Raw genomic sequence first — 12609 nt, forward strand, 5'->3', positions numbered from 1 at the left:
GGATGTATGTCAAGTCATGCCGAATCAACCAGCGGCCACGAGGCGCGCAGTGCCAAGACCCGATCGCAGTTGATTGAAGCGACGGTTGACGTTGTCGCCGCCGTTGGCTACGAGGGGGCAACCACGCGCGCTCTGGCCCAGGCGGCCAAAACCACGCTGTCGGCCATTCCCTACCATTTCGGCAGCAAGAAGGAGCTCTATCTGGCTGCAGCGGACATGATCGCCGAGTATGCGGCCCATCGCTTCGCGGAGGCCGCAACTTTGCTTGACGATACCTCGGACGTCGAGCTTTCCGTTCGCTTCGAACGCACACTGATCCAACTGCTCCACACCATGCTGGAGGAAGCCGAGCCGCACGCCTGGACGGCATTCGTGGCCCGCTGCGCTTACGACAACGACGACGCCTTCGCCCTGATTCATGAACGCGCGATCGCTCCGCTGCAAAAGCGTCTGGTACATGCCGCCAGCCAGTTTAGCGGCCGGTCTTCCGATGACGAGGCGCTGCGGCTGCGCGTCATCGCAATTGTGACGGCAGTTTTCAGTTTCAGGTTTCTGCGCGGCGTGATGCTCCGTGGCATGGACTGGAAAAGCATTCAGAACGAAGCCATCAGGCAAATCACGGACATGGTCCGCGATCTCTGCCGAAGCGGCTTTCTTGCCGTTCGGTCGCCTGATGATGGCGCTGACCGAAAAACAGGCCCCGCTTGATTCCATCAACCCCTCTCCCATTGAAAGGAAATGCACCATGACGCTCCAATCCTACGTACACCAGACCATCGCATGGGCGAAGCACCGTCTCGATGAGACCGATGCCATTCTCTCCCAGGTCGAGAAATCGGCCGCCGATATCAAGGAGGATGCCCGCAAGCAAGCCGATGCAGCTCGCGCACGCCTCGCGGCATCCCGCGCGAAGCTGCAGCAGTACTACGATGATCTGCGCGCTCAGGCGGACACCGCAAAGCAGGAAGCGAGCGAGATTCAGGACAAGCTCGAAGCCGAATGGATCGAGGTCGAGTCCGCCCTCCAGCAGTTTGTCAGCACGACCGGCGACGAGGTGAGAACCGTGCGCAACATCGTCATCGTCCGTGCGCGCGCACAGCGGCAAGCGTGGCAAAACTCCCTGAAGGATTTGGGTGACCAGGCGGCCGATGCCGTCGAGAAGGCCCGCGGCGAACTCGATGCCGCGTTCGATCGCCTCTCCATCGAGGCCGAGAAGTTCCAGGCGCGTATCGGTGAGGTCAAGGATGCTGGCGATGAATCCTGGCGTGCCGTCAAGCAGGGGTTTGCCGATGCCAAGGCCGCTCACGCCGTCACGGTCCAGAAGATCAAGGATGCCTTTTTCAAGGTTCGCTGAACCTAGGCGCCACGTTGCTTTTGTTTTGACTCATCAGGAGAAATCACCATGAAACTTCGCTTTTCCACAATCGCCTTGGCGCTGCTTGCTCAGACAGCGTTGCTGTCGGCTCCTCCCGCCCTGGCACAGAATGCAGAAGCACAGGCCGATTCAGCCGCTCCACAGAAGGAGCCCTCAAAGGTTCACCAAGCACTGGCGTGGTCGCAGGACCGGCTGGCCCAGCTTGATGCCAACATCACTGCCCTGGAAAAAGATGCCAGCAAGCTTCGGGGCGAGGCGCGCACCAAGGCTGATGCGGCGTTGGCGGACCTGCGCAAGCAGCGGGACGCCTATCGCCGCCGGGCTCAAGATGCCGCAGCCAACGCAAAGAACTGGAGCGATGCCCAAGTCGCCGAAGTACGTCAGGCACTCGACAATGATTGGGCCGCCTTCCAGGCCGCCCGAGACAAGTACCTTGAAGAAAGCAAGGCCAGTATCGCTACGCAGCGTGCCGTACTGGAGGCTGAACTGAATGCGCAGCAGAAAGCGCTCGCTGGATTGCGTGCCGACGCGGCCAAGCTCGCGGGGGATCAGCGCACAGCCATTGAAGGGCGTATTGCCGCACTGAATGCAAATGTGGAGGAAACCAAGGCCCGGGTCTCAAAAGCCTCGGCCGAGGTATGGGAGACCACGAAAAAGAGCTATGGGGAAGCCCAACGGCTTTTCTCCGAGACCTATGCGTCTATCCGCCAGTCCATCGACGAGGCCAAAAAGTAATTTGTAAGCGTCCGGCCATCCCACCCTTGAGGGCGACGGCGTAAGCGGCAACGATGGTGTCCACCCAACGAGATAGGTGGACACCATGACCGAAGCCAAGACCAAGACCCGTCGGCGGCACAGCGCCCAGCTCAAGCAGCAGATCCTGGCCGAGTGCGCCAGGCCCGGCGCCTCGGTGGCCAGCGTAGCGCTCTCGCATGGCATCAATGCCAACGTCGTGCACAACTGGCGCCGCTTGGCACATGCCCCCAGCACAGATGTGCAAGTCCCGACCTTCGTGCCGGTGGCGCTGCCTGCACCCAACTGCGTACCGGCCCCAGACATCCGCATCGAGTTGCGCCGTGGCGCCACCAGCGTGACGCTGACCTGGCCAGTCTCGGCGGCTGAGCACTGTGCAGCCTGGATGGGAGACTTGCTCAAGTGATCCGCATCGACGCCCTGTGGCTGGCCACCGAGCCACTGGACATGCGCGCCGGCACGGAGTCGGCGCTGGCCCGCGTGGTGGCCGTCTTCGGCGCCGCACGACCGCACCACGCGTACCTGTTTGCCAACCGCATGAAGGTGCTGGTGCACGACGGCATCGGGGTGTGGCTGGCTGCGCGGCGCCTGAACAGCGGCAAATTCGTCTGGCCGCGTGAGGGGGTATCGACCATCACGCTCAGTCGCCCACAGTTCGATGCCCTGGTGCTGGGCCTGCCTTGGCAACGCCTGGGCGATGGTGGTGTCATCACCGTGCTCTGAATCTGACCGATGTTCTGGTGCTTGCCCATCGGTGCATGCGCCAATGGCGCAGCGTTGCCCGCGCTGGCACAGTCACGCCCATGGTGGTGGAACCTCAATCGCTGGACAGTCTGAGTGCAGAACAACTGCGCGAGCTGACCGCTCGGCTGATGGTTCAGGTTCGCCACCAGAGTGCGCTGCTGGAGAAACTCACCCACGAGAACGCACTGCTCAAGCGCATGAAGTTCGCAGCCCAGTCCGAGCGCTTCAACCCTGAGCAGAAGAGCCTGCTTGAAGACGAGATCGAAGCGGACCTGGCGGCTGTGGCCAGCGAGATCGATGCGCTGACGCAGACACAAGCACCTGCCACCCCCGATAAGAAACAAGCCAAACGGCTACCGCTGCCGGCGCACCTGCCGCGCCGCGAGGTTCGCCACGAACCTGCGTCCACCACCTGCGCCTGTGGCTGCCAGATGAAACGCGTGGGTGAGGACGTGGCCGAGAAGCTGGACTACATGCCCGGCGTCTTCAGCGTCGAGCGCCATATCCGCGGCAAGTGGGCCTGCGCCCGGTGCGAGAGCATCACTCAGGCGCCGGTTGAGGCGCACGTCATCGACAAAGGCATCCCCACCACCGGCCTGCTGGCCCAGGTGCTGGTGGGCAAGTACGCCGATCACCTGCCCTTGTACCGGCAGGAAGCGATCTTCGGACGCGCCGGCCTGGCCATCCCGCGCTCGACCCTGGCGCAGTGGGTAGGCACCTGCGGGGTGCGGCTGCAACCGCTGGTCGATGCGCTCAAGACCGAGATCCTGGGCCACCGGGTGCTGCATGCCGATGAGACACCGGTGGCCATGCTCAAGCCCGGCGATGGCAAGACGCACCGCGCCTACCTCTGGGCCTACGCGCCCGGGGCCTTCGAGAGCATCAAAGCCGTGGTCTACGACTTCTGCGAGTCTCGCTCGGGCGAGCACGCCCGGCACTTCCTGGGCCACGGCACCGACAAGGCCTGGAAGGGCAGCCTGACCTGCGACGACTTCAGTGGCTACAAGGCCCTGATCGCCAGCGGCGTGACCGAGGTGGGGTGTCTGGCCCATGCGCGGCGCAAGTTCTTCGATCTGCATGCGGCCAACCAGAGCCAGATCGCCGAGTTTGCCCTCCAACAGTTCGCCCGGGTCTATGAGATCGAGCGCGAAGTCAAAGAACTGGGGTCCGAGCAGCGGCAAGCCGTTCGGCAGCAGCAGACACGGCCGATCCTGGATGCCCTGCACGAGTGGATGACGCTGCAACGGCGCCAGGTGCCCGACGGATCAGCAACCGCCAAAGCGCTGGACTACAGCCTGCGGCGCTGGGATGCACTGACCCGGTTTGCAGATGACGGGCAGCTGCCAGTGGACAACAACTGGATCGAGAACCAGATCCGGCCCATTGCCATTGGCCGAAACAACTGGCTGTTTGCCGGTAGCCTGCGCGCGGGGCAGCGGGCGGCCGCTGTCATGAGCCTGATCCAGTCGGCGCGCATGAACGAGCACGACCCGTATGCCTACCTCAAGGATGTACTCACGCGGCTGCCCACGCACAAGGCCAGCCGAATCGACGAGCTCTTGCCCCATCGCTGGCAACCCACTGGCCTCTGATCGTCAGACACGAGCGACTGCAGCGGTCAACATGGGTTCGCCGGACGCTTACAGTAATTTCCCCAAGGATGGCCTGCATAATCCTCGCGAGTCGGTGGTAGTGCGGACCGGGATGGGCCACAAAGCGTCTTTTTGCGGCCAATAGCTCGGCTATTGGCAAGAAAGGAAAGGCAGTGGACCGCCCGAGGCCGCGCCATCACGGGCCGCAGGGAGTTAGTCGTCCCTGATTTATTCAAAAGCAAGCGCCGACAGGGCGCTGGACTGAGCCGGCGAGTGCGCGAGTGAGCAAAGTACCCAACGCGTTTTGCCAGTTCGGCGACACGCCCGCCACCGTGCACAGGCGCAAATAAAGTCGCCGCAAGAAGGCCAACCCCTTCTTGGCGATCATGCGCAGCAACCAGCTGATGTTGTAGCCCGCCGCGCACAGCACCGCATGCAGCCGGTCACCCTGCGCGCCCTTGAGGTGACAACGATCCATGCGGTGATCAGCCTTGAGGTGGCCGATGATCGGTTCGATCGCCTGGCGCCGCCTCAGTTGCTTTCTCTCCTGCTCGCTGATCCGCTTGGCCTTGCCTCGGTGCACGATGTGCACATCCGGGTTCTGTGCATCCACGCCCCGGTAGCCCAGATCCACAAACGCCGTCGCTGGCTTGACCGCACTGTCCTGCATCAGGATCGTCGCCTGCTCCAGTTGCTCGTTCAGGGTGTGGCCGTCGTACGGGTTGCCGTGGAAGGCTCGTGAGCCCACGATCAGGTTGCCGCTCAGCGTGCTGGCAATGCCCACCTTCACGCCGAACTCGTAGGGCGTTCGGGCCTTGCCCTTGCTGATGCAGTCCACCTCGCTCGCATGCCAGGCGTAGAGCTTGGGCTGTCCGTCGGTGGCCTTGCGCTGGCCGCTCTGGGCCACGATGCGCCGGGCTTTGCTCAAGGTCTCACCCAGCGCCTGCCGCACGGCCGCCCCGATGGCGCTGGCCTTGCGGTCCACCTCGCGCTGCAGGCGGCCGACGATGGTGCGCTGGCGCTTGATGGCGCGGCGCATGCGCTTGAACTGGCGGGCATGGGCATAGCGCCCGGCCTTGCGGGTGAGGTCCTTGCCCTCCTTGGCAAACGTCTGCTTCAGGTCGATACCGACATCCTTGGCCGCTTCCACCAGCTTGGTGCGAGCAGTCTCCAGCAAACGGCTGTCGGTGGGGTGGGCAATGGCCTTGTGCTGCACCGTGCTGTCCACGATCACGCGGGTCAGCTCCTGCGGCTTGATCAGCTTGAGCTCGACGGCCACATTGATGCTCTGCGCCAGCAACTCCTCCACGCCTTCCTCGCCCAGCAGCTGGCGGAACTTGACCAGGGTGGTGGCGTCGCAGGGCTGGCGGTCTTCGTAGTACGCACAGCCCGAGAAGAACTGCCAGCGCGGGGTGTCGGCCCAGCGGGCCACCACGCCCTCGTCGGACTCGTTGAACGCGTGCTTGAGGTACAGCAGCGCGATCATTGCGTATTCCACGCGATGGCGGACACGGTTCCATGCTGATGGCGGACAGTGTTCCAGCGTGATGGCGGACACCGTTCCACGCTGAAGGCGGACAGCATTCCAAACTGATGTCGGACACCTGCGGGGTGTTTTGAGTGACCCGAACGCGGGATACGCTGCCCGGTTTTTTGACCGGAACCAGCGATGCCCACACCCAGGGTCACCATGAGCAAACTACGACACACACTTCAACTGCTGCACGGCGGGGCCTTGAGCACCCGCCAAATCGGTGCCGCCCTCGGCATCTCCAAATCCACTGTCAGCGAGATTGCCAGCTACGCGCGCGTGGCCGGTGTGGACTGGGCGCTGGCCCAGAGCCTGAGCGATGAAGAACTGCAAGCGCGGCTGTACCGGCCGCCGGTGGCGCGCGAATCCCGTCACCTTGAACCCGACCACGCCCACATCCACCGCGAGCTGCGCCGACCCGGCGTGACGCTGCAACTGCTGTGGGAGGAATATCAGCAGCAGCACGGCGGTCAGGCGTACAAGTACAGCGCCTTCTGCGAGAAGTACAAGGCCTGGGCCCGGCGCCTGCAGCGCTCCATGCGCCAGACCCACACGGGAGGTGACAAGCTCTTCGTGGACTACGCCGGCCAGACGGTGCCTGTCGTGGATGCCGACACTGGCGAGATACGCCAGGCCCAAGTCTTCGTGGCCGTGCTGGGCGCATCGAACTACACCTATGCCTGCGCCACCGCCAGCCAGAAGGCCACCGACTGGGTGGCCAGCATCATTGCCGCACTGGAGTTCATCGGTGGCGTGCCCCGTCTGCTGGTGCCCGACCAGCCGCGCGCCCTCATGGCCCGCCCCGACCGCTACGAGCCCACTGCGCACCGCCTGCTCGAAGAGCTATCGGCGCACTACAGCCTGGCCGTGATGCCCGCGCGCCCGGCCAAGCCGCGCGACAAACCCAAGGTCGAAGTGGGGGTGCAGGTGGTCGAGCGCTGGATTCTCGCCAGGCTGCGCCACCAGACCTTCTTCAGTCTGGCCGAGCTCAACCGTTCAATAGCCGCCTTGCTGGTGGACTTGAACCAGCGCGCGTTCAAGAAGTTGCCGGGCAACCGCGCCAGCGCCTTCGCCGAGCTCGACCGGCCAGCCCTGCGCCCGCTGCCGGCGCAGCGCATGCCCATCGCCCGCTTCAAGCCCGCCCGCGTCAACATCGATTACCACGTCGAGCTCGATGGCCACTACTACTCGGTGCCCCATGCCCTGGTGGGCGAGCCGGTCGAGTTGCGCATCACGGCCGGCACGCTCGAAGTCCTGCACGGCAGCAAACGGGTGGCTGCCCACGCCCTCAATCCCCGCCGGGGGGCGCACACCACCACGCCCGAGCACATGCCGGCCTCGCACCGCGCGCACCTGCAGTGGACGCCGGCCAAGCTCATCGCCTGGGGCGAGCGCGTGGGCGCGGCCACCGCCGCTGTTGTGCGCTGGCAGATGGAGCACCGCCAGCACCCCGAGCAGGGCTACCGCTCCTGTCTGGGCCTGATGCGACTGGGCCGTGAGTATGGTGCCGAGCGTCTGGAGGCGGCTTGCGCGCGGGCGCAGTCGATTCGCTCACCGTCCTACAAGAGCATCGCTTCCATCCTCGGCTGCGGCCTGGACCAGCGGCCGCTGGACGCGCCGATGGCCGCACAGGCGAGCCTGCCGCTGCACGAGAACGTGCGCGGGCCGGGCTACTACCACTGACACCCCCATACAGACAAAGAAAGCACCAACGACCATGCTCAACGAACAGACCCTCAATCAGCTGCGCGTCCTGCGCCTGGACGGCATGGTGGCCGCCCTCAGCGACGCGGTCACCCACATCACAGCCAGCGAGCTCACCTTCGAACAACGCCTGGCGCTGCTGGTGCAGCGCGAGGTGGACTGGCGTGACAGCAAGCGCCTGGAGCGCCTGCTCAAGGCCGCGCGCCTGAAGGTCTCCAGTGCCTGCCTGGAGGACATCGACTGGCGCGCCAGCCGGAGCCTGAGCCGGGAGGTCATCACCAGCCTGGCCGGCGGGGACTGGCTGCGCCACGGCCACAACGTGCTACTCACCGGGGCCACCGGTTGCGGCAAGACGTGGTTGGCCTGTGCGCTGGGGCAGCAGGCCGCGCGCCTAGGCTTCTCGGTGTTCTACACCCGCGCGCCACGGTTGCTGCAGGAGTTGCACGTGGCCCACGGAGATGGCAGCCTGGGCAAACGGCTGGCGCAACTGGCGCGGCTGGACCTGCTCATCCTGGACGACTTCGGTATCGCGCCGATTGCCGCGCACGAGCGAAACGACCTGCTGGAGTTGCTCGACGACCGGGTGGGCGCGCGCTCAACGCTCATCACCAGCCAGTTGCCGGTAACAGCCTGGCACGCCTGGCTGGACGAGCCCACGCTGGCCGATGCCATCCTGGACCGCATCGTGCATGGTTCGCACAAGATTGCCCTCAAGGGCGAATCGATGCGAAAGCTCGCCAAGGCCGCCTGAGCCGGCCGCGCCGACCGCGCCGACCGCCGTTCCACGCTGATGGCGGACACTTCGGCTACGATTTGAGCGTCACTCAGGACACCCGCGCAGCGTGTCCGCCATCGCCTGGAACGCTGTCCGCGATGGAAATGGAATCACTGTCCGCCATCAGTGGAATGCGCAATCATGATGCGCAGCGGCACGCGGGGCCGTCCGGCGTTGCTGGCAACAGCCACACGCTGCGCCTGTTCACCGAAAAGGTCCAGGTCGGGCATGGCCACACCGGCGCGGCCTTTGCGGCAGAAGACCTGGGCCACCCGTGCCTCGATCTCCTGCCAGGGCATGCGCGAGGCCAGCACGGCCAACGGGTGGCGCAGATCGATCATGTGGTCGATGCGCGAGCGAAAGAAATCGTCGGTGGCGGGGCAGGCAAACATCACGACAGAACTCCCAGAAAACAGCTCCTATTGGAAATCAAACTGGGAGTTCTGCGCCCCCGCGATCACCCCAACGCGCCAGTGTTCATGCGGGCTCCGGGGATTCTTCAGGGACGACGAGTTATGCAGGCCATCCCCAACGCCGGAGACGCAGACGAATGTCCCCTGCGCATTCGCATTCTAGGAGCCCTCGATTACCTGGACTCACCCGCCGGCTCTTGCACTCTTGTAGTCCAATCCGACGGCGCCATACCTTCCCAGCGCCGGAATGCGCGCCTGAAACTGGCGATGTCCGCATAGCCCAAGAAATAGGTCACTTCTTTGATGGAAGACCCTTTTCTGAGCAGTTTCAACGCCATGCGATGCCTAATTGATTCCACTATTTCACGGTAAGAGGTTCCTTCTTCGATCAAGCGCCGATGAAGTGTCCGAGGCGTCGTGCTCAGCAGCCGTGCACATACGGTGAGATGAGGAATTGGCGGAAGCCGTTCTAGAACAATTTTCTCCAATTTCGAGCCTGCGCTCCTGTTATCTCCAGTTTCATTTAACTCTTCGACGCAGAAGCGTACTGCCTCTGTTAGAACCAATGGATCGTATTTCTGGGTGACTTCTTCGGCAGCAGAAATATCAAAAGATAAACCTGACCATTTCTGATTGTATCGAACTGCGCAGCCGTAAACGCCGCGTGCCAGTGCCGCATGAGGCGGCTCAGGAAATTGAAAGTAAACCATATTGCAGGCACTGCGACTCAGAAATATGTCGTCGGCGATATTTTTGACTGCAACCATCGCGATTTCCGTCACCGTGTTGCTTGCAGAACCCAGACCGATCGCCGGTTCAAACCAGACCTCCAGACTTCCATTTACCTCGCGGGTATGAATACTGATAGCCTCCGTTCGGATGCAGACAAAACGCTCGACGATTTGCATGGCTTCACGGATGCTGCGGCTTGCCGCAGCCGCCATGCCGAGGACACCATGGGTTGCTGTAAGCAAACGACGCCCAGCCAATACCCCGAAGCCCGTCTCACGCGACAGACTGACGGCGCGGGTGATCAGCTCTCCAAACTTTTCGACGGCAACTACCGCCGACGCATCGGCAAGATCATCTTGCTTGAGGTCGGAAATGGCCAGCCACGCCACGGTATCCACGCCCAGTTCAGCCGCTTGATCTGCAATTTGCCGCAGGTAGGTGACTCGAACAGTTTTTGGGTTCACGGTTGTCTCGCTCCATGTTCTTGTGCCGGCCGGTGGCCTCCCTGAGGAGTCCGACAGGCTCCTCAGCCTTCTTCCTCTGATGACTATCAAAACGATCCTACACGTAGCGACAGGTGCTTGGCAAGAAATGCACCATGTTTGTCAGTTTATGCGCTTGCGACAGAAAGTGGTGGCGAAGTCTAATAAAAAAGCAAAAAAACATTCATTAGGAGACAACTGCGATGAATTTTCTTCACGGAAGAAGCTTGCACCAGGCGGAGATAAACGGGCAGACCATCACCGTCGAGCCCGATGAGACTTTGCTGGAGGCAGCGCAACGCCAGAACATCAACATTCCCTCCATCTGTCGCGTCGGCGGCTGCGGGACTTGCAAGTGCAAGCTCAAGAGCGGCAAGGTTGACGAACTGACCGAGACGGCGTACCTGCTGACGGAGAAGGAAATCTCCGACGGGTTCATACTGGCCTGCCAGAGCCGCCTGCGCAGCGATGTGAAAATCGAGCTGGATCGGGAGGGCGCGATCGATGGCCCTCCGGTCAAGGGCGTGATCGTCGGCAAGCAAATGCTGACTCACGACATCGCGAGAATCGACCTTCGACTGGACACGCCAATCCGCTATCGCGCCGGCCAGTTTGCAGAGGTCACGCTGTCCTCGATGGCGGATGCCCCTCGCAGCTATTCGTTCTCGACCGCGCCTGGCAATGATCGCCAAGTGAGTTTCACGGTGCGCCGTGTGCCGGGGGGGCGGGTGTCCGGGCATCTCGTGGACCAGGCGCAGGTGGGCGAGTCGGTCACCGTGCGCGGTCCCGGCGGTCACTTCTACATGCGCCCGGGCCGGGAGCCAGTCCTTATGGTGGCCGGTGGCAGCGGCTTGGCACCCATCCTCGCGATGCTTCAAGACATGAAGCGCTCGGGCGACATGCGGCCGGTGACGGTACTGTTTGGCGCTCGGAGCCAGAAGGATTTGTACGCGCTCGACGAGATGGCAGCCTACGAAAAAGCTTGGCCGAACTTCCGGTTCGTGCCGGTGCTGTCCGCGGCTGACCCTTCGTCGCCCTGGGACGGGCGCACTGGCTTGGTGACGGAGCACATTCCAGAACTGCTTGGGGGTGCCACGTCGGCCTATCTGTGTGGCCCACCAGCCATGATCGACTCGGCCATCGCCGCCCTGCGCCAGCGTGGTATTGCAGACACGAATTTGCACGCGGACCGCTTCGTCGATCAGGCCCCCAAGCTCCACACCGGGTTCTACGGCGCTGTCGGCTTGCCCACTGTTGAGCGTGTGCCAGCCAATATCTTGGACTATCTGAAGTTCTTTCTTTTGCATGGGGTGGGGATCGGTGCTGTGGCGTCCATTCTGGCGGGCGGCGTCTACACCAGTTTGGGGCTGCTCGGCTTTCTCATCTTCTACATTGGCGGCGATGCGCTGTTGGGCCACGACACCCGAACGCCCAAATACAAATCACCGTGGATTCTGACGGTGCAACTGTGGTTCATCCTGCCCCTGGTGGCGCTGATCGTATTCGCCTACGTCTGGACGCTTTCTTCCGGTGATCCATTGGGATTCGGCGCGTGGGTGACCCATCTCACCCAATACGACATACTGGCCGCCCGGGAGGCAACGGGCTTTTGGCACCACCTCGCCGGCGGCGTATTTACCGGCTTCATGATCGGTGTCCTGGGAACGATCACGGCGCACGAGTTGACGCATCGCACTTGGGAACCGGTCTCGATGTTCATTGGTCGTTGGTTGTTGTCTTTCAGCTACGACGTGGGATTCGCCATCGAGCATGTCTACGGGCATCACCGCTATGTATCCACCGAGCATGACCCGGCCACGGCCCCGCGAGGCCGCAATGTGTATCTACACATCGTGATGTCCACCATTCGCGGCAACGTCAGCGCCTGGCGCATCGAAGCTGAACGCCTCAAGCGCAAGCATCTTCCGGTGATCTCCATCCACAACGCCTATATCCGCGGCTTGCTCATGAGTGCGGTGCTCGTGGCCATCGCCTACTGGATGGCGGGATGGATCGGCGTGCTTGGATTTACCGGCAGTGCGCTGTTCGGAAAATCGCTGCTGGAAATCGTGAACTACATGGAGCATTACGGCATGGTGCGCGCTCCCGATCAGGCTGTACAACTACGGCACTCATGGAATACCAATGCCAGAATGAGTTCCTGGGCCATGTTCAATCTCAGTCGGCATTCGCACCACCATGCCCAAGGCGAGGTGCCTTACCAGAACTTGATGCCGTTGCCGGAGGCCCCGACGATGGTCGCTGGCTACCTCAGCACGATACTGCTGACGCTGCTCCCGCCGCTTTGGCAGCGAATCATGGTCCCCAAGATCGTGGAGTGGGATCGGCATTACGCCACGCCAGAGGAGAGGGTGTTGGCGCTGCGTGCAAACCAGAAAAGCGGCCTGAAGGCATTGCGGCGCTACGACCCACGCCAATGGAACAAGGAATTGGCGGCTGACTGAACACGGCCGCTACCCCTCCACCCCCTTCTTTCTATGCGGAGCC

General features: G+C 62.8%; 10 protein-coding genes and 2 pseudogenes. 9 read left to right on the forward strand and 3 right to left on the reverse strand.

What is annotated here, in order from left to right; translation table 11 throughout:
* Window positions 1-6: 6 nt before the first annotated feature.
* The 6 genes from B9Y64_RS13625 to tnpC all read left to right on the forward strand — a co-directional run bounded on the left by B9Y64_RS13625 (window position 7) and on the right by tnpC (window position 4464).
* Window positions 7-708, forward strand: a complete 702-nt coding sequence (locus tag B9Y64_RS13625) for a CerR family C-terminal domain-containing protein (RefSeq protein WP_100441167.1) — start codon at window positions 7-9, stop codon at window positions 706-708.
* A gap of 37 nt (window positions 709-745) precedes the next feature.
* Window positions 746-1354 (forward strand): hypothetical protein, encoded by a 609-nt coding sequence (locus B9Y64_RS13630; RefSeq protein ID WP_100441168.1) that lies wholly within the window; start codon window positions 746-748, stop codon window positions 1352-1354.
* 48 nt (window positions 1355-1402) lie between these two features.
* Complete coding sequence (locus B9Y64_RS13635; protein WP_100441169.1) at window positions 1403-2110, forward strand: hypothetical protein; 708 nt, start codon at window positions 1403-1405, stop codon at window positions 2108-2110.
* 85 nt (window positions 2111-2195) lie between these two features.
* On the forward strand, window positions 2196-2534 hold the full coding sequence (gene tnpA, locus B9Y64_RS13640; protein ID WP_100441170.1) for an IS66-like element accessory protein TnpA: 339 nt from the start codon (window positions 2196-2198) through the stop codon (window positions 2532-2534).
* Window positions 2531-2851 (forward strand): IS66 family insertion sequence element accessory protein TnpB, encoded by a 321-nt coding sequence (gene tnpB / locus B9Y64_RS13645; protein WP_157804516.1) that lies wholly within the window; start codon window positions 2531-2533, stop codon window positions 2849-2851. Before tnpA ends, tnpB begins: the two co-directional genes overlap by 4 nt.
* Window positions 2852-2931: 80 nt before the next feature.
* Entirely contained in the window at window positions 2932-4464 is a 1533-nt protein-coding gene (tnpC, locus tag B9Y64_RS13650; protein ID WP_100441171.1) for an IS66 family transposase, read from the forward strand.
* Window positions 4465-4831: 367 nt separating this feature from the next.
* Here tnpC and B9Y64_RS13655 read toward each other — a convergent pair.
* A pseudogene (locus B9Y64_RS13655) lies at window positions 4832-5950 on the reverse strand (IS5 family transposase); the annotation flags it as partial.
* A gap of 183 nt (window positions 5951-6133) precedes the next feature.
* Between B9Y64_RS13655 and istA the strand changes: the two are divergent.
* Window positions 6134-7678 carry an IS21 family transposase gene (gene istA / locus B9Y64_RS13660; RefSeq protein ID WP_046196322.1) on the forward strand — a complete coding sequence of 515 codons (1545 nt, stop codon included), beginning with the start codon at window positions 6134-6136 and terminating at the stop codon, window positions 7676-7678.
* A gap of 34 nt (window positions 7679-7712) precedes the next feature.
* Entirely contained in the window at window positions 7713-8450 is a 738-nt protein-coding gene (gene istB, locus B9Y64_RS13665) for an IS21-like element helper ATPase IstB (RefSeq protein ID WP_046196323.1), read from the forward strand.
* A 164-nt stretch (window positions 8451-8614) separates the two neighbouring features.
* On the opposite strand, the pseudogene B9Y64_RS13670 reads toward istB, so the two are convergent.
* A pseudogene (locus tag B9Y64_RS13670) lies at window positions 8615-8866 on the reverse strand (IS5/IS1182 family transposase); the annotation flags it as partial.
* A gap of 194 nt (window positions 8867-9060) precedes the next feature.
* Window positions 9061-10083, reverse strand: a complete 1023-nt coding sequence (locus tag B9Y64_RS13675) for an AraC family transcriptional regulator (RefSeq protein ID WP_100441172.1) — start codon at window positions 10081-10083, stop codon at window positions 9061-9063.
* A 221-nt stretch (window positions 10084-10304) separates the two neighbouring features.
* On the opposite strand from B9Y64_RS13675, the gene B9Y64_RS13680 reads away from it, so the two are divergent.
* Window positions 10305-12566, forward strand: a complete 2262-nt coding sequence (locus tag B9Y64_RS13680) for a fatty acid desaturase (protein ID WP_100441173.1) — start codon at window positions 10305-10307, stop codon at window positions 12564-12566.
* Window positions 12567-12609 lie beyond the last annotated feature (43 nt).

It is taken from the genome of Stenotrophomonas maltophilia (assembly GCF_002799245.1).
Classification (GTDB): Bacteria; Pseudomonadota; Gammaproteobacteria; order Xanthomonadales; family Xanthomonadaceae; genus Stenotrophomonas; species Stenotrophomonas maltophilia_S.

Coding starts and splice junctions, on each gene's coding strand:
- B9Y64_RS13625 (WP_100441167.1), top strand. CDS start 7: ATGTCAAGTCATGCCGAATCAACCAGCGGCCACGAGGCGCGCAGTGCC.
- B9Y64_RS13630 (WP_100441168.1), top strand. CDS start 746: ATGACGCTCCAATCCTACGTACACCAGACCATCGCATGGGCGAAGCAC.
- B9Y64_RS13635 (WP_100441169.1), top strand. CDS start 1,403: ATGAAACTTCGCTTTTCCACAATCGCCTTGGCGCTGCTTGCTCAGACA.
- tnpA (WP_100441170.1), top strand. CDS start 2,196: ATGACCGAAGCCAAGACCAAGACCCGTCGGCGGCACAGCGCCCAGCTC.
- tnpC (WP_100441171.1), top strand. CDS start 2,932: ATGGTGGTGGAACCTCAATCGCTGGACAGTCTGAGTGCAGAACAACTG.
- istA (WP_046196322.1), top strand. CDS start 6,134: ATGCCCACACCCAGGGTCACCATGAGCAAACTACGACACACACTTCAA.
- istB (WP_046196323.1), top strand. CDS start 7,713: ATGCTCAACGAACAGACCCTCAATCAGCTGCGCGTCCTGCGCCTGGAC.
- B9Y64_RS13680 (WP_100441173.1), top strand. CDS start 10,305: ATGAATTTTCTTCACGGAAGAAGCTTGCACCAGGCGGAGATAAACGGG.